The 16,911-nt window shown below is 59.1% G+C and carries 15 protein-coding genes and 1 tRNA gene; 7 read left to right on the top strand and 9 right to left on the bottom strand.

All coding sequences use genetic code 11. The annotated features are described in order from the left end of the window. Positions 1-2: 2 nt before the first annotated feature. Positions 3-776, bottom strand: coding sequence for an ABC transporter ATP-binding protein (locus FW800_RS02400; RefSeq protein WP_003187760.1), 774 nt, complete (start codon positions 774-776; stop codon positions 3-5). A gap of 556 nt (positions 777-1,332) precedes the next feature. Between FW800_RS02400 and gabP the strand changes: the two genes are divergently transcribed. Then, positions 1,333-2,724 carry a GABA permease gene (gabP, locus tag FW800_RS02405; protein ID WP_078820059.1) on the top strand — a complete coding sequence of 464 codons (1,392 nt, stop codon included), beginning with the start codon at positions 1,333-1,335 and terminating at the stop codon, positions 2,722-2,724. A 725-nt stretch (positions 2,725-3,449) separates the two neighbouring features. Here gabP and FW800_RS02410 read toward each other — a convergent pair. Continuing rightward, positions 3,450-3,863, bottom strand: coding sequence for a hypothetical protein (locus FW800_RS02410; protein WP_005783897.1), 414 nt, complete (start codon positions 3,861-3,863; stop codon positions 3,450-3,452). A gap of 158 nt (positions 3,864-4,021) precedes the next feature. Between FW800_RS02410 and FW800_RS02415 the strand changes: the two genes are divergently transcribed. Both FW800_RS02415 and FW800_RS02420 read left to right on the top strand, forming a co-directional pair. Continuing rightward, positions 4,022-4,987: an arsenic resistance protein gene (locus FW800_RS02415; protein WP_446436901.1), complete on the top strand. Its 966-nt coding sequence runs from the start codon at positions 4,022-4,024 to the stop codon at positions 4,985-4,987. Between the two features lie 87 nt (positions 4,988-5,074). Further along, positions 5,075-6,682 (top strand): hypothetical protein, encoded by a 1,608-nt coding sequence (locus tag FW800_RS02420; protein WP_446436902.1) that lies wholly within the window; start codon positions 5,075-5,077, stop codon positions 6,680-6,682. A gap of 22 nt (positions 6,683-6,704) precedes the next feature. On the opposite strand, the gene FW800_RS02425 is transcribed toward FW800_RS02420, so the two are convergent. The 7 genes from FW800_RS02425 to FW800_RS02455 form a co-directional block, all read right to left on the bottom strand. Next, on the bottom strand, positions 6,705-7,865 hold the full coding sequence (locus FW800_RS02425; RefSeq protein WP_032878370.1) for a Fic family protein: 1,161 nt from the start codon (positions 7,863-7,865) through the stop codon (positions 6,705-6,707). A gap of 198 nt (positions 7,866-8,063) precedes the next feature. Then, positions 8,064-8,735, bottom strand: coding sequence for a hypothetical protein (locus FW800_RS02430; RefSeq protein WP_005783902.1), 672 nt, complete (start codon positions 8,733-8,735; stop codon positions 8,064-8,066). 65 nt (positions 8,736-8,800) lie between these two features. Next, positions 8,801-9,421 carry an energy transducer TonB gene (locus FW800_RS02435; RefSeq protein ID WP_446436903.1) on the bottom strand — a complete coding sequence of 207 codons (621 nt, stop codon included), beginning with the start codon at positions 9,419-9,421 and terminating at the stop codon, positions 8,801-8,803. A 27-nt stretch (positions 9,422-9,448) separates the two neighbouring features. Further along, positions 9,449-9,524: transfer RNA gene (locus tag FW800_RS02440), tRNA-Phe, on the bottom strand. A gap of 103 nt (positions 9,525-9,627) precedes the next feature. Then, on the bottom strand, positions 9,628-9,900 hold the full coding sequence (locus FW800_RS02445) for an oxidative damage protection protein (RefSeq protein ID WP_043047303.1): 273 nt from the start codon (positions 9,898-9,900) through the stop codon (positions 9,628-9,630). Further along, entirely contained in the window at positions 9,897-10,964 is a 1,068-nt protein-coding gene (gene mutY, locus FW800_RS02450) for an A/G-specific adenine glycosylase (RefSeq protein ID WP_446436904.1), read from the bottom strand. Before mutY ends, FW800_RS02445 begins: the two co-directional genes overlap by 4 nt. Further along, positions 10,961-13,177 (bottom strand): AsmA family protein, encoded by a 2,217-nt coding sequence (locus tag FW800_RS02455; RefSeq protein WP_446436905.1) that lies wholly within the window; start codon positions 13,175-13,177, stop codon positions 10,961-10,963. Before FW800_RS02455 ends, mutY begins: the two co-directional genes overlap by 4 nt. Positions 13,178-13,503: 326 nt before the next feature. Between FW800_RS02455 and FW800_RS02460 the strand changes: the two genes are divergently transcribed. From FW800_RS02460 to FW800_RS02475, 4 genes are all read left to right on the top strand, one after another. Continuing rightward, complete coding sequence (locus tag FW800_RS02460) at positions 13,504-15,165, top strand: OFA family MFS transporter (RefSeq protein ID WP_446436906.1); 1,662 nt, start codon at positions 13,504-13,506, stop codon at positions 15,163-15,165. 232 nt (positions 15,166-15,397) lie between these two features. Further along, positions 15,398-15,994: an imidazoleglycerol-phosphate dehydratase HisB gene (gene hisB, locus FW800_RS02465; protein WP_003187781.1), complete on the top strand. Its 597-nt coding sequence runs from the start codon at positions 15,398-15,400 to the stop codon at positions 15,992-15,994. Further along, positions 15,994-16,632 (top strand): imidazole glycerol phosphate synthase subunit HisH, encoded by a 639-nt coding sequence (gene hisH, locus FW800_RS02470; RefSeq protein WP_446436907.1) that lies wholly within the window; start codon positions 15,994-15,996, stop codon positions 16,630-16,632. The genes hisB and hisH overlap by 1 nt, the downstream gene beginning before the upstream one ends. Beyond that, on the top strand, positions 16,633-16,890 hold the full coding sequence (locus FW800_RS02475; RefSeq protein WP_032878360.1) for a DUF2164 domain-containing protein: 258 nt from the start codon (positions 16,633-16,635) through the stop codon (positions 16,888-16,890). The last annotated feature ends 21 nt before the right edge of the window (positions 16,891-16,911 follow it).

Raw genomic sequence — 16,911 nt, forward strand, 5'->3', positions numbered from 1 at the left:
CGTTAGCGGTTGCTGGACATGAATTGTTTGCAGCGCGCCGAAAGCGGGTTTTCAAACACCTGCTGTGGCGATCCTTGCTCTTCGACCAGGCCCTGGTGCAAAAACACCACTTCGCTGGATACCTGGCGGGCGAAGCCCATTTCGTGGGTGACCAGCAGCATGGTGCGGCCTTCTTCGGCCAGTGCGCGGATCACATTAAGTACTTCCTGAACCATTTCCGGGTCAAGCGCCGACGTGGGTTCATCGAACAGGATGACCTTGGGTTGCATCGCCAGAGTGCGCGCAATCGCCGCCCGTTGTTGCTGGCCGCCGGAGAGTTGTGCAGGGTAGGCGTGACGCTTGTCGGCAATACCGACCTTGGCCAGCAAGGCCTCGGCCACTTCTATTGCTTCAGCCTTGCTTTGGCCGAGTACGCGACGAGGGGCCTCGATGATGTTGTCGAGGATGCTCATGTGCGGCCACAGGTTAAAGTTTTGAAACACAAAACCAATTTCGCTGCGCAGGCGGTTGATCTGCTTGCCGTCGGCGGCCATCAGCTCGCCGTTTTTTGCGGCCTTGAGCTTGAGCTCTTCGCCAGCTACCAGGATCTGGCCCTGATGCGGGTTTTCCAGCAGGTTGATGCAACGCAGGAAGGTGGACTTGCCGGAACCGGAGGAACCCAGGATCGAGATCACATCGCCGTCGCGAGCGGTCAGCGAGATACCCTTGAGTACCTCAAGCTCACCATAGCGTTTGTGCAAGTTGCGGATTTCAAGCGCGGGCGTGGCCTGGGCCATGTGCGGTCCTCATTGTGTTCGTTGCGATCTTCGCTGTTGGGCCGCCTTCCTGGCGAGGCGCCAAGCTAGCATAGCGTTTGGATGACAGCCAACAGCGCTGCGGACGGTTAACTGGTGGTCTGCGGCAGTGTGTCGCATCGGCGCAGTAGCGTGTCGCGCCATCAACAACCTACAGACGTTTGAACCGGAAAGATCCACAGGCTTCGCGTAAAAAAGGGCGCGATGGTGCCAGCTTTGGCCGGGTGTTGGAAGGGTTAACCGGGCAAACGGTCCATATCAGCCCGTTTATGGGGCGTCACGTACTTTTTGTGTGTGTTTTTGGTGCGCCTGATTGGCTTGAAGGTGAGTCGCACGGTAACGCTATAGCGGAATGCCATGATTCTCAAAGACTTGCGAGCGCTGATGAATTGTCCTACAGCCCGCGTCAATGGCGGCTCTGTTACATTTTGGCGCAAATCTTGCGTAAAAAATAAAGAACGCCCTGTTGGATTCTTTTCACGAGAAAGGCTGCAGGCCGGGCGAACCCGTTTTCGCAATTCCTCGCAAAGGTGTGTCAATGAGTAGTACTCAAAGCTCCAATGACCTCGAACAGGGGCTCAAGCCGCGGCATGTCACCATGCTGTCGATTGCCGGCGTAATCGGCGCAGGTTTGTTTGTCGGCTCTGGCCATGCGATTGCTGCCGCCGGCCCCGCCGTGCTGCTGGCCTACGCGGCCGCCGGTACGTTGGTGGTGCTGGTGATGCGGATGCTGGCCGAGATGGCTGTTGCGTCACCCGATACCGGTTCGTTCTCTACCTATGCCGACCGCGCAATCGGTCACTGGGCTGGGTTTACCATTGGTTGGTTGTACTGGTGGTTCTGGGTGCTGGTGATTCCGTTGGAAGCCAACGCGGCGGCGACTATCCTGCACGCCTGGTTCCCCGACGTGGCGATTTGGGTGTTTACCCTGGTCATTACGTTGTTGCTGACTGCAACCAACCTGTTCAGCGTGAAGAACTACGGTGAGTTCGAGTTCTGGTTTGCATTGATCAAAGTCGTGGCCATCGTCGGCTTTGTAATCCTCGGCCTGGCCGCGATTTTCGGCTTTTTGCCCACCAGCCAGGTCAGCGGTGTTTCGCACCTGTTCGATACCCAGGGCTTTATGCCTAATGGGATGGGCGCGGTTCTGGCAGCGATCCTGACCACCATGTTCTCGTTCATGGGCACTGAGATCGTGACCATCGCTGCAGCGGAATCCAAGAACCCCGGCCAGCAAATCACCAAGGCCACCAACTCGGTCATCTGGCGGATTGGTTTGTTCTACCTGCTGTCGATCTTCATTGTCGTGTCGCTGGTGCCTTGGAACGATCCGACCCTGGCCGCCGTAGGTTCCTACCAGACGGTACTTGAGCGCATGGGCATCCCGAATGCCAAGCTGATCGTCGACCTGGTGGTGCTGGTGGCTGTTACCAGTTGCCTCAACTCGGCGCTCTACACCGCCTCGCGTATGTTGTTCTCCCTCGGGCGTCGCGGTGATGCACCAGCGGTGGCCAAGCGCACCAACAAAAGTGGTACACCTTATTGGGCGGTGTTGCTGTCCACCGGTGCGGCGTTCCTGGCGGTATTTGCCAACTACGTGGCCCCGGCGGCCGTGTTCGAATTCCTGCTGGCCAGTTCCGGCGCCATTGCGTTGCTGGTGTACCTGGTGATTGCCGTGTCGCAACTGCGCATGCGTCAAAAGCGTGCGGCGGCGGGCGAGCAGATCGTGTTCAAGATGTGGCTGTTTCCTGGCCTGACGTACGCCGTGATGGTGTTTATCGTCGGTACGTTGACCATCATGCTGTTCCAGGAAGCGCACCGGGTCGAGATCATCGCGACGGGAGTGTTGAGCTTGCTGGTGGTGTTGGCGGGGTTGTTCGTGGCGAGCCGCCGCAAGGCCCAGAAGGTAGGCGCAGCAGTGCTCAACTGACGGGATGTGGTGCAAATGTGGGAGGGGGCTTGCTCCCGATGCAGTGTGTCAGTCACTGAGATGTCGACTGAGACTCTGCCATCGGGAGCAAGCCCCCTCCCACATTTTGATACGCGTCAGTCTGCTGAGGTTGTCAGCGACTGAGATGCTGAGCTTGCAGGAGGTATTGGTAGTGGCGAGCTGCGGCAAGGCCCAGAAATCAGGCGCAGCAGTGCTCAACTGACGGAATGTGGTGCAAATGTGGGAGGGGGCTTGCTCCCGATGCAGAGTGTCAGTCACTGAGATGTCGACTGAGACTCTGCCATCGGGAGCAAGCCCCCTCCCACATTTTGATATGTGTCAGTCTGTTGAGGTTGTCAGCGACTGAGATGCTGAGCTTGCAGGTGGTATTGGTAGTGGCGAGCTGCGACAAGGCCCAGAAATCAGGTGCAGCAGTGCTCAACTGACGGAATGTGATGCAAATGTGGGAGGGGGCTTGCTCCCGATGCAGTGTGTCAGTCACTGAGATGTCGACTGAGACTCTGCCATCGGGAGCAAGCCCCCTCCCACATTTTGATGCGCGTCAGTCTGCTGAGGTTGTCAGCGACTGAGATGCTGAGCTTGCAGGTGGTATTGGTAGTGGCGAGCTGCGGCAAGGCCCAGAAATCAGGCGCAGCAGTGCTCAACTGACGGAATGTGGTGCAAATGTGGGAGGGAGCAAGCCCCCTCCCACATTTTGATATGTGTCAGTCTGTTGAGGCTGTCAGCGCCTGGGATGCTGCTACATAGTCCGCCTGGAACTGCGGCGATTCGATCCACGCCAACGCAGCGGCCTCGTCATCGCTGTCAGTGGCCCACTGCCTATATTCAATCAGCGCCGCCAGGATAAAGTCGGTCGCTTCCTCTTCACCTTCCTGCTCCAGCACCAGCGCCAACAGCGGGTGCGCCAGGAATACCGCGCACAGTGCCTGCTGGCTGATCTCGCCTGCGGTGCGCATCTCGACGAACAGTTCGGTCAAGTCCACCGATTCAAGATCGATGCGGCTGTCGTCGCCGGCGAACGCATCCGGCTTGGCCGCGACGGCGCGCTGGGTGCGGTTTTGCTTGGCCTTGGTCTTTGCCCGCTGGGCGCGTTTTTGCTGCTTGTTCGGCGAGGCCATGGGCTCAACATCCTTGGGTTCTGGATCGGGGTGGAGTATTGAAGCGCAGGTTGGGGCAAATCCCAAGGAAATCCGGGCGGGGTTTGGTCGTTCATCGCGCTCGACCACCAGGCCATAGATCAATAGGCTATGCCTTTGTCATCTGCCAGAGCGTCTTCATGACCCGCGATGCCCTTGAGCATAACCAGATCCCTCTCTATTTTGTCGCCATCCTGCTGGCCGCTGCCTGTGGTGTATACACGCCGCTACTGGCTCACGGTTTGAGCGTATTGATCACGCCTGCCATCGCGGTATTGATGTACGCGATGTTCCTGCAGATTCCTTTCCTCGATCTGCGCCAGGGTTTGGGCAATATCCGCTTTGTCTCGGCGTTGTTGCTGGCCAATTTTATTCTGGTGCCATTGCTGGTGTGGGCGCTGACCCGAGGCCTGTTGGGGCATCCTGCGCTGTTGGTGGGGGCCTTGCTGGTGTTGTTGACGCCTTGTATTGATTACGTGGTGGTGTTCACCCACATCGGCAAGGGCGATTCGCGGTTGATGCTGGCGGCCACACCGTTGCTGTTGCTGTTGCAGTTGGCACTGCTGCCGGTGTACCTGGGTTTTATGCTGGGGGCGCACTCGGGTGTGGTGGTTGAGATCGGCCCGTTTATCGAGGCATTCCTGTTGTTGATCGTGGTGCCGATGCTGCTGGCTGTGCTGACGGCCTACCTGGCGCGACGATCAAGGCTGGTCGACAAATGGAGCAGTGCGTGGGCGTGGTTGCCGGTGCCGGCGATGGCCCTGGTGCTGTTCGTGGTGATCGGGTCGCAAATCACATCGGTGATGCGCGACTTCGACCTGTTGCTGCCGGTGCTTGCGATCTACCTGGGCTTCGTACTGCTGGCGCCGTTGATGGGGATCCTGGCTGCGCGATTGTTTGCGCTGCCTGCACCAAGCGCACGGGCGGTGACGTTCAGTGCTTCGACGCGCAACTCGCTGGTGGTATTGCCATTGGCGCTGGCCTTGCCGGAGGACATGCGCGGGTTGGCTGCCGCGGCGGTGATCCTGCAAACCCTGGTCGAGCTGGTGGCCGAGTTGGTCTACGTTCGCCTGATCCCGGCAGTGGTGTGGCCCGCAAGTCGATAAAAGCGTGAATGTTCAGGTTCGTTCAGGCGCTATTCAGGGCAGTGCTCGGCACCATACGCCAGCGCTTCCCACCTGACAGGTCACCCGATGGATCATCGCAACCGTTTTCGCCTGGAGTCCTTGGGCCTCTTTCTGATCGCCCTGTTGTTGTTCACGTTGGGAATCTGGGATCAGCAGCCCCAGGGCTTTGATGGGCGCTGGGCGCTGTTCATGCAGGAAATGTTTCGCCACGGCGCAAGTTTTTTCCCCACCACTTACGGTCAGCCTTACGCGGACTACCCAGGCACCGCGACCTTCTTCAGTTTTGTATTCGCTCGCTGGTTTGATGCGCCGAACCATCTGGCGAATGTGCTGCCCACCGCGCTCGCATCGGCCGGTGTGATCGCGCTGATGTACCGCTTGCTGGCGCCGTTCAGTCGCCCATGGGCATTTTTGACGGTGCTCCTGACGCTGCTTACCACCCAGTTGCTCGAAAAATCGCGCTCGGTCTGCCTGGACCAGATGATCGCGCTGCTGTGTGTCGGCAGCTTCTATCTGCTGCACAGTGGTGAGCGCCTGGGGTCGACGCTGCGGCAACTGGCGGTGTTCCCGTTGTTCGTTCTGGCCTTTGCGATTCGTGGCCCGCTGGGGTTGATCGAGGTGTGTGGGGTGGTGTGCGTGTATTGGGCGCTGGGCAGTCCGGGCGAACGCGTCCGGCAAGTCCTGATCCACGGCGTTATCGGCCTGGTGCTGCTAGCAGTGTGCTGGTGGCTGCTGATGAAGCTTGCGCGATTGAGTGGCGGTGATGCCTTTGCTGATGAAGTGTTCAGGATGCAGGTCGGCGGGCGCCTGGATGAGTCCGGTGAGCCGTTCTATTTCTATTTCCAGCTGAGTTTGTACCGTTACTTCCCGGTGGTGCCGCTGGCGTTAGCCACTCTGGTCGCGCTACGCCATCGCTGGCTGGAGCGCTGGGTCGACGGGCAGGTGCAACTGCTAGTGCGCCTCGGGGCGTGTGGCTTGATGATTCTGCTCGGGTTGTCGGTGCCGCACTTCAAGCGCGCTTATTACATCTTGCCGATGGTGCCGATGTTTGCGGCTGTTGCGGCCTATGGGCTGCTCCAGGCGCAAGGTTGGCTGTTGGGCGTGCGCCGTTGTTACGAAGGGCTTGTCGCAGCGTTACCGGCGTTGTGCGTGGTTGTGTTGTTTGTGTGTCGGAACGCCTGGCACAAGCAGGGCTATTGGCCGGATATTTCCCTGCCGCTGATGATTGGTGCGTTGGTGGTGTTGCAACTCGCGGCGTTGATTGCCTGGCGCCGGCCGTTGCGTCTGGTATGGCTCAGCGTGATCGCACTGGCGGCGCAATGGTTGCTGCTGGTAGCGGTGATAGAACCGGCCAAGGACCTGCAATTCGACACCCGACGGTTTGTCAGCCAGGTGGAGGCGCTGCGTGAGTCGCAGCCTGGCCCTTTGGTGTTTGTCGACCTGGCCCGGGACACCTGGGCGGTGCGCTACATGATGAACCTGGATCACGATGAGCAGCCACTGTTTGTCGGGCGTCACCAGCTTGAGAAACTGAGTGAGCTGCCCCGGCCATCCTGGGTGATTGTGTCGCGCAAGGAGACTGCGCTGTTGAAGGGCTCGCCGGTGGAGCAATTGGCGCCAAGCTTTGCGGGGCGGTTGAATGACAATCCGTTGATGGTGTTTTTGCTGAAGTGAGGGGGCAACTTGGCGGGCCTCCTCATGGATAAGGTTTGTCCAGCTGCTCAGGGATAAAGCCTTCTTCGCGCAGGGATTTGATAACCCCTCTGATCAAATAATTATTTGAGAACCCGATTGTGTACTGCCGAGCGCCTGGACTGATGGGAAGCAGCATCCCTTGGTCGACCAGTTTTTTTATTTGATAGGTTCTTTGGGCGGCGGACAGTGTGGGTAGAGCGTCAGCGATATCGCCCGACTTGACCACCTTCAGTTGGATCGCCGTGCTCAGAATTTTCTCTTCAAGAGGCGTTATCCATGCGCGGTCTTTCGCCAATGCAATGGTGGGGGCAAGAATGTGCCTGGTCAGGTAGCGGTAGTCCGTCAGCCTGCTGACTTTCTCTAATTCATCTCTAATGCCTGCCAGCACATACGTACACCAAGCCTCAAGGCCTTCCTTGGTGCCTGTGTCAGCGGTGGAAAGCATCGAGTAATACTTTTCGCGGTCGATACAGAAGACTGCCGTCGGATTCAGGACTCGGCCGCCAGCGCTCACGTTGAAGCCGTACTTCATCAACATTGCGTACGTCAGAAGGCGCACGACGCGGCCATTGCCGTTGCCAAATGGGTGGATCCAGCCAAACCGGTGGTGGGCCAGCGCGACTTTCATCAGATCGTACTTGGGGGCATCCTGCTTATTCACAAAGGCGACGAGTTCTTGCATGTAGCCTGGCACCATCACCGCCTCGGGCGGGAGGTGATCGGACTGGGCAATGCTGACCCCGGACTCGCGGTAAGCACCTGGCGTACGATCACCTTCGCGTTGCAGTCCCTGGACGGTGATTGAGTGAAGCTCTCGAATCGCAAACTCCGTGAGATCAGCGCCGGTCTGCATGATGCTTTCGACGTAGTCCATGGCCTTTTCGATATTCGCAATTTCCCGCAACGGATCTGAAGCCTCGGCTGCCCCTTCGACTTTGCTTTCGATGTAGTCGGCCAGTGTCGTGTGGTTGCCCTCGATACGTGCAGAGCCCAGGCTTTCCAGCGTATGAAACAGGGCTTTCAACTGGAAAAAAACAGCAGGCGGTGTATCGCCACCCAGTTGCAGGCGGCGCAGGTGTTCCAGCTCGCTCAGAACATCAACCAGGCCCGAGTCGAACGAGGGGTTCAATAGCTCCAGATCGTGATGAGCAAACTCGGGCATATGGAAAGTATCTCCAATTGATATTTTGATTATCTCGAAAGCAGGCTGATTTGATGCCCGTAGGGAAGGCGTTAGGGGCCTGATGAGGCCCTACACTATCTCAAAAAAACAGTTCGGATAAGTGAAAAATATCCCAAATGAAACTAGGTCCGGTTGGCTTTGGTCAGGGTGCCCAAGCTGTATCCGGACGGGAGCAAGCTATTTGCAGCGATACCCCTCAGGCATCGTCACCGTGTAATTGCGCTGCACGCGGTCCTGGAAGTTCAGGTTCTGCAGGCCCTGCTGCACCAGGAAGGCTTCGACCTTGGCCGCCTGGCAATCGTCGTTATAGGACGATACTCGAAGCACGTACACGGCGCGCCTGCTCGCCTCGTCCCGAGCGGTAGCCCGGAAGGTGGTGAGGGTGGTGTAGCCGGTGCGTTCCGATGTGCCTACCGGGCCATAGGAGGTGTTCGGGGTGCTGGTGCAGGTCAGTTGATCGGTCTTTTTCTTGTTCTTCTTGCACTGTGTGGTGGTGCTGTTTGCCACTTGGCCATACTCGGTAGCGGTGTAGCGGTAAGTGACCTGCTTGCTTTCGACATCAAGGGTGATGGTCATTTTGATCGGTGCATGGTTCTTGGGCAGCGTGGTGTCGGTAAAGACATTGCGAAAGCCCTGGTCCTTCATGGCGCTGACCATGTCGCGCAGGTAATACCGGGCATTGAGTGCGTTTTCGTCGCTGCCCCCGACGGATGTCACCAGTACGGTTGCCTGGCGGTCGAAGTGATAGTCCGGATCGGGTGTCGCGTTGATCGCTACGTCCATTTGCGTGGCGCATCCACTGAGTAGTGCAGTCAGCAGTAATAGCGAGCAGAGCAAGAGGCGTGTCATGAAAGAAACCTTACAGCTGTGAATGGGGTAAAGGGTGAACGATTGAAGCCAGTGAAAAACAAGCCTCAATCGCTCTGGGGCTTAGCTTGGCCTGCGCAGGATGGGGTCAGGCAAAACACAAAGGGTGCGCGCACCTCGACTTCACCATTCTTGAGAACTGACGCAGGCGGAGCAGGCATTGGCGATGCGGCTGGAAGAGATGCCTGCACGGCAGCAACAAAAAGCTCAGAGCCTGAGTGACTGATCACGCGCTGACGCAACAAGTTGCCGTGGGCATCGATGATGAATTCAATATTGACCTGGCCTTCCAGCCCCTGCGCCTGAGCGTTTGCCGGGTAAAATTTGAACAGTTGTATATGGCTTATCAACTGTTGTTCCCATAGCTGCTGTTCTGCCAGTTGCTCTGGGGATGGGGTTCTTGCGCAGGCGCCAAGCAGCAGGGCAAGTGCGATCCAGCAATACTTCATACATATTTCCTTGAGCATTTTTTGCGTCCGTACTATCTGGCGCCACAGAGTATTCAAATCCAGGCGCTTGGAAGGCTCACTCCCTCGACGGCTCTCTCGATGGGCCTGATCGGTGCCGGTATCGTGATTGCCTGACTCAAGGTGCTCCTGCTCGGCATCCGGGTCCAGGGTGATCCAGGGCCCATTAAATCGCAGGCAATAAAAAACCCCAAGGAACATATTGTTCCTTGGGGTTTCTCGGTATTTTGGTGCCCAGAGACGGAATCGAACCGCCGACACGGGGATTTTCAATCCCCTGCTCTACCGACTGAGCTATCTGGGCAACGGGGCGCATTAAACGGGTTTTTCAGGGGGTCGTCAAGCAAGTTTTCAAAAAATATTTAATTATTACCGTCGCTTACGTGCCGACCCCGGTTTTTGATCAATTATTGAGCAGGCGGCACGTAGCCGTCGGCCTTGGCGTATTCCTCGCCGGAAAAGAACTTGTCCATTTCACCGGCCAGGTATTTGCGGTCTTCGGCGTTCATCATGTTCAGGCGTTTTTCGTTGATCAGCAGGGTCTGGTGTTTCAGCCAGTCACCCCAGGCCTTGGCGGAAACGTTGTCGTATATGTCCTGGCCCTTGGCGCCCGGGTACGGAGGGCGTTCCAGTCCTTCCAGTTCTTCTTTGTACTTGCGGCACATTACGGTGCGGGTCATGACGAAACTCCTGCGTTCAATACGTCGGCCGCGCGCTTGAGCAGCGTCTTTACCGGGGCGGCAAGGCCCAGGCGCGGCGGGGTGGCGAGGTTATACCAGAGCCAGTCGGCCTCGGCCACGTGATGGGCGGATTCCTCGACCTGGACCAGCCAGGGTTCGATGGACAGTTGGAAGTGGCTGAAGGTGTGGATCAACCCCGGCAGTTCCTGATGCTTGCCCAGTGCGAGGGCGTGCTGGTTGGCCAGGTGGTCGAGGTCGCTCAGGTCATCCAGCTCGGGCAAGCTCCACAAGCCGCCCCACAGGCCCGTGGAGGGGCGACGGTAAAGCAGGATCGCGCCCTCGGCGTTCGCCAGCATGGGCATCAGCGTGCGCTTTTGCGGGATGGTCTTGCGTGGCTTGGGGATCGGGTAACGCGTCTCCAGGCCGAGCATGTGGGCTTCGCAGCCTTTTTCCAGCGGGCACAGCAAGCAACTGGGCTTGCTGCGGGTGCAGAGCGTGGCGCCCATGTCCATCATCGCCTGGGTGTAGGCATTGACGCGCTCAAAGGGTGTAAAGCGCTCTGCGGTGGCCCACAGTTGTTTGGCCACCTTGGGCTCGCCCGGGTAGCCCTCCTGCGCGGTAAAGCGTGCCAGCACGCGCTTGACGTTGCCATCGAGGATCGGCGCGCGCAGGCCCATGCTCAGGCTGGCTATCGCACCGGCAGTCGATAGGCCGATGCCCGGCAGTTCGGTGAGCTTTTCGACGTCGCGGGGGAATTCGCCGCCGTATTCGGCCACCACGATCCTGGCGGTCTTTTGCAGGTTGCGCGCCCGGGTGTAGTAGCCCAGGCCGGTCCACAGGTGCAGCACTTCGTCTTCCGGTGCGGCGGCCAGGGCTTCGACCGTCGGCAGGGATGCCATGAACCGGTCGAAGTAATTGAGCACAGTGCTCACCTGGGTCTGTTGCAGCATGATCTCCGACACCCACACCCGGTACGGGGTGATGCCCTGTTGCCAGGGCAGGTCATGACGGCCGTGGCGGTCGTACCAATCGAGTACCGCCGCTGAAAACTGCTCGTCTCTCATCGGTTGAACAGACCTTTCAAGGCGTCCTTGATTTTTGGATTGACCTTGTCGAGCTTCTCTTCCAATTTCTCGTTCAGGCGATTGCCGGCAGCCTTGAGGGCGACCTGGCCCAGGCCGTCCTTGTCCAGACGGCAGGCCTTGGCGCCAAGCTCCAGCGGGCCACGGCAGCGCAGCGGCACTTCAATGCCCTGGAAGTTGGCGCCGACCTGGCAGGCCGGGTCCGGCACCTCGCGCTTGTCGCCTTCGACAATGATGCCGACGCGGTAGTCCATGCCCTGCACGCGCAAGTCGACATCGCCGTTGCCATTGACCGTCAGCCCTGGGATACGCACTTTCAGGTCAGGGTTGCTGGCCACGCCGTTACGCAACGTCAGGTTGCCGCGCAGTTCCTGGAAGGGGGTGTCCTTGCCCGGTGGCGTGCTGGCCAGGGTCTTGCGGTTGAGCAGGGCGATACCGGTGCAGACCTGTTGCTCGATATTGGCGTTGAGCAACACACCGTTATTGATCACAAAGCTGGCGGTGCCGTTGAGGCTGTCGATCAGTGCCTTCTGGCTGTTGCCACGCCCGGTCAGGTTGCTGTCCAGGGTGACCTGGCCTTTGACCGGCGGGTTTTTCCCTTGGGCCTGCAGGATTTTCTCAACCGGTACTTGCTTGATATGGGTTTGCATGGCCAGAAGCGGGAGATCCTGGCGCACATCGAGCGTGCCATTGGCCTGGAAGGTACCGTTGTAGAGACCACCGCTCAGGGTGTCGAGCTTGAGCTGGCCGTCGATGCCGGAGGCTTTCAGCGCCGCGTTCTGGATCGGCAGCTGGCTCAGGGTCAATTGGCCGAACGCAAGGTCGGCGTCGATATCCAGGCTGCGCAGGCGGGTCAGCGGCAGCAGCTTGTCGGTGCTCCAGGCGCCTTTGGTCGGGGCGTCCGGCAGTGGCGTGTTGCCGCCGGCTGCCATCGCACCGGCCTCGCTGTTCTGCACTTCGGCCTGGCGAGCGGCGGTTGCGCCTTTGGCTGCTTCTGATTTGGCCGGCAAGTAGTTGTCGGCATTGAAGGTATCGGCCTTGAGCTGTACGCGCAGCGACTGCTTGGCGAAATCATCGACAGCGACACGGCCGCTGAAGGTGCTTTCGTCGAGTTTCAGGTTCAGATTTTCCAGGGCGACGCTGGTGGGCGTGCCCTTGAGGCGACTCACCAGCTCGACCTTGCTCAGGCTGCCTGGGGCCATGGCCGGCAGCGGGTGGCCGACGCTCTCAAGGAACTTGGCCAGATCGAACTGGGCCACAGACAACGCACCACTGACCTGCGGGGTCTTGTCCAGGTCGTTGACCTTCAGTTCGCCCAAGGCGCGCAACTGGTTGGCCGACAGTTTCAGGTTGGTCCATTCGGCGACGTTGGCCGCCAGATCCACCAACAATTGGCCCTGGGTGGAGAAACTCACGGTCTTGCCTTGCAGCGGCTCGCCGGTGGCTTCGCCGCTCAGGCGCATGTCTTCGAACTGGTAGCGCTTGAGGGCACGCTGGATGCGCAAGTTGCCGTTCAGCTCGGTCTTGACGCGCATCAACGGCTGGTTGCTGCCCAGGAACGCGGTGAGTTTGAGCGGAATGCTGGCGCCCTCGTGGATGGCCCCGGCGCTCAACTGGATGCTCTCGGCACTCAATTGCTTGCCGGTCTGTTCATCGGTGTATTCAACGCGAGCGTTGTTGATGGTCAGGCTGTCGATGTCCAGGCGGATCGGCTGCGGGGGTTTTTCCGGTTTGGTTTCAGCCACCGGTTCGACGGGGGCCGGCGCAGGGGTATCCGTGGTTTCGTCGGGCAGGTTCTTGCCGATGTCTTCCCAGTTGCCATGGCCTTGCTTGTCGCGGTTCAGGCGCAGGTTCAGGCCCTCCACACGCACATCGCTCATCTGCACTTCGCGGCGCAGCAGTGGAAGTACGCGTACCGACAGGCCGAGCATCTGCAAATCGGCGAAAGGTTGAGTCGGTGCGGTCAGGGTCGCGACGCTGGCCTCGTGCAACTCCAGGCCCAGCCAGGGGAACAGGCTCCAGCCGATATCGCCATTGAGCGTCAGCTCGATGTGGGCCTTGTCGCGGGCTATCTGGCGAATTTCTTCTTTGTAGTCGTTGGGATCGAAGAGGTGGGTCAGGGCAAAGCCGAGCGCCACAATGATCAGCAACAGCCCGAGAAGTACCAGACCCAGGATTTTGCCGAACGCTTTCATGGGCGAGTCCTTGTATGTCGATTTCAAAATTTAGCCGAAGAGTATAACGCCCGACGGCCTGCGTCAGTTCACGGATCGTTACATTGTATCCAGGAGCTCGGAAATGGGATTTTGACGTCAGAAAAGTACAGATAATCCAAAAAAGGTAGTGGCAGTTTGATTTTTCTGTCATCCACTGATGCTAATCTCTGCACGTTCGTCCGCCTTCTGCGACGTATCGTCGCGCTTTAAATGGAGCTTCACTCAAAAAAACGGCCACGCTTTGCGTGCAAGGCCGAGGAGGAGAGCGCCTGACGGACGCATACCAATAACTGGGGGAAACACCAATGAGCACTAGCACTGTGGCCGGCACCGCCGCCGCACAGCCTGCGTTCCTGTCCAAGGAGCGCATCATCGCCAAGCCGGGGTTCAACCGCTGGCTGGTTCCACCGGCCGCCCTGGCCATCCACCTGTGCATCGGCATGGCCTACGGCTTCTCGGTGTTTTGGCTGCCGTTGTCCAAAGCGCTGGGTATCACCGCACCGGTCGCCTGCGCGCCAGACATGAGCTTCATCGCCCAGGTCTTCTCGTCCCAATGCGACTGGCCCATCTCCATGCTGGGCTGGATCTACACCTTGTTCTTCATCTTCCTGGGCTGCTCGGCCGCGATCTGGGGCGGCTGGCTGGAACATGCCGGGCCACGCAAGGCCGGTGTCGTCTCGGCGTTCTGCTGGTGCGGTGGCCTGCTGATCTCGGCGCTGGGTATCTATACCCACCAGATCTGGCTGATGTGGATCGGCTCCGGTGTCATTGGCGGTATCGGCCTGGGCCTGGGCTATATCTCGCCCGTTTCGACCTTGATCAAGTGGTTCCCGGACAAGCGCGGCATGGCTACCGGCATGGCGATCATGGGCTTTGGCGGCGGCGCGATGGTGGGTGCGCCCCTGGCTGCGGCACTGATGGGCCATTTCTCTTCGCCGACCAGCGTAGGTGTATGGCAGAGCTTTGTGGTCATGGCGGCGATTTACTTCGTGTTCATGATCGGTGGCGCACTGCTGTATCGCGTTCCGCCGACCGGCTGGAAGCCTGAGGGCTGGACCGCGCCGGCGAAAAAAGCCAGCAATGCGATGATCACTCATCGCCACGTGCATGTGAATGTCGCGTGGAAAACCCCGCAATTCCGCCTGGTATGGCTGGTGTTGTGCCTGAATGTATCGGCCGGTATCGGTATCCTCGGCATGGCCTCGCCACTGTTGCAGGAAGTGTTCGGCGGCAAGTTGCTGGGTGTTGATGTGCCATTTGGCCAGCTGGATGCCGGTCAGCTTGCCTCCATTGCAGCCATTGCCGCTGGTTTTACCGGCCTGTTGAGCCTGTTCAACATCGGTGGCCGGTTCTTCTGGGCGTCGTTCTCCGACTACCTGGGACGTAAGAATACCTACTTTGTGTTCTTCGCCCTGGGCTTTGCCCTGTACGCGCTGATCCCGAACCTGGGGCATCTGGGCAACGTGGCGCTGTTCGTGGCGGCGTTCTGCATCATCCTGTCGATGTACGGCGGTGGTTTTGCGACGGTTCCGGCTTACCTGGCCGACTTGTTCGGTACCCAGATGGTCGGTGCTATTCACGGTCGCCTGTTGACCGCCTGGGCTGCTGCGGGCGTGTTGGGGCCGGTACTGGTGAACTACCTGCGTGAATATCAGCTGAGCATCGGCGTTGAACGCGCCGCGGCGTATGACATCACCTTGTACATCCTTGCCGGTCTGCTGGTGCTGGGTTTCATCTGCAATCTGCTGGTACGCCCGGTGGCCGACAAGTACTTCATGACCGATGCCGAACTGGCCGCCGAACAGGCTCTCGGGCATGACAAGGGTGCCGATGCGTCCACCGTGCTGGAGTGGAAGGCCTCCGCCGCCAGCAAGCCGTTGGCGATCGCCGCCTGGCTGGTGGTGGGTATTCCGTTGGCGTGGGGTGTGTGGGTGACCCTGCAGAAGACCGCGGTACTGTTCCACTAACACTGCAAAACCCTTGTGGGAGGGGGCTTGCTCCCGATGGCGGCGCATCAGTCAGTGCATTGTTGACTGATCTACCGCTATCGGGAGCAAGCCCCCTCCCACATTGGTTATGCATGTATGCACATGTCTAACCCCGACACGCCGTCAGTCTTATCCCCTTCGATGTTTCTGTTTGGCGCCCGCGCCCCTATAATGGCTGCCTTTTTCGCCCAATGATTTTGCGGAGCTGGTGATGGCCGAACGTAAGGCGTCTGTCGAGCGCGACACTCTGGAAACCCAGATCAAAGCCTCGATCAACCTGGATGGCACCGGAAAGGCCCGATTTGATATCGGTGTCCCTTTTCTTGAGCACATGCTGGACCAGATCGCCCGTCATGGGCTGATCGACCTGGATATCGTCGGCAAGGGCGACCTGCACATCGACGACCACCACATGGTGGAAGACGTGGGCATAACCCTCGGCCAGGCATTTGCCAAGGCCATCGGCGACAAGAAAGGCATCCGTCGCTACGGTCATGCCTATGTTCCGCTGGATGAAGCGCTGTCGCGTGTGGTGATCGACTTCTCCGGCCGCCCAGGCCTGCAGATGCACGTGCCCTACACCCGCGCCAACGTGGGCCGTGGCTTTGATGTGGACCTGTTCCAGGAATTCTTCCAGGGCTTCGTCAACCACGCACTTGTCAGCCTGCATATCGACAACCTGCGCGGCACCAACACCCACCACCAGATCGAAACCGTGTTCAAGGCTTTCGGCCGCGCATTGCGCATGGCTGTGGAAGTCGATGAGCGCATGGGCGGGCAAATGCCGTCGACCAAGGGCGTCCTGTAATGCAGACGGTCGCGGTTATCGACTACGGCATGGGCAACCTGCACTCGGTGGCCAAGGCCCTCGAGCACGTAGGCGCCGGCAAGGTGCTGATCACCAGCGATGCCAACGTGATTCGCGAAGCCGACAGAGTGGTGTTCCCAGGCGTCGGTGCGATTCGTGATTGCATAGCCGAAATCCGCCGCCTGGGCTTTGACAGCCTGGTGCGCGAGGTCAGCCAGGATCGTCCATTCCTCGGTATCTGCGTCGGCATGCAAGCCTTGCTCGACAGCAGTGAGGAGAACGGCGGCGTCGATTGCATCGGTATGTTTCCCGGCCAGGTGAAGTTCTTCGGCAAAGACTTGCATGAAGACGGTGAGCATTTGAAGGTCCCGCACATGGGCTGGAACGAGGTGCGCCGTACCGTCGACCACCCGCTGTGGCACGAAATCCCGGACATGGCGCGTTTCTACTTCGTGCACAGCTACTACATCGCTGCCGGTAACCCGCGCCAGGTGGTGGGTGGCGGGCACTATGGTGTCGACTTCGCCGCAGCGCTGGCCGAAGGTTCGCGTTTTGCCGTGCAATTCCACCCGGAAAAGAGCCATACCCATGGCCTGCAATTGCTGCAGAACTTCGCCGCGTGGGATGGTCGCTGGTAAATGGCCAGGAAACCGAAGCCGCCGATCTTGAACCTCACGCCCGAGCAAGAGCGTGAGGCAACCGACAAGATCAAGCGTTTCATGGAAGACCGCTTCGAGCTCAAGCTGGGCTCGTTCGAGGTCGCTGAGATTCTTGAGCTGTTCACCACCGAAGTGGCGCCGCACTATTACAACAGGGCGATTTTCGACACGCAGACGCTCCTTAAGGAAAGGTTCGAAAGCATCGAAAGCGACTTGTGGTCGCTTGAGAAGCCCTGATTTCCCAAGCATTGCTGAATA

This window comes from Pseudomonas sp. 910_23, from assembly GCF_052850795.1.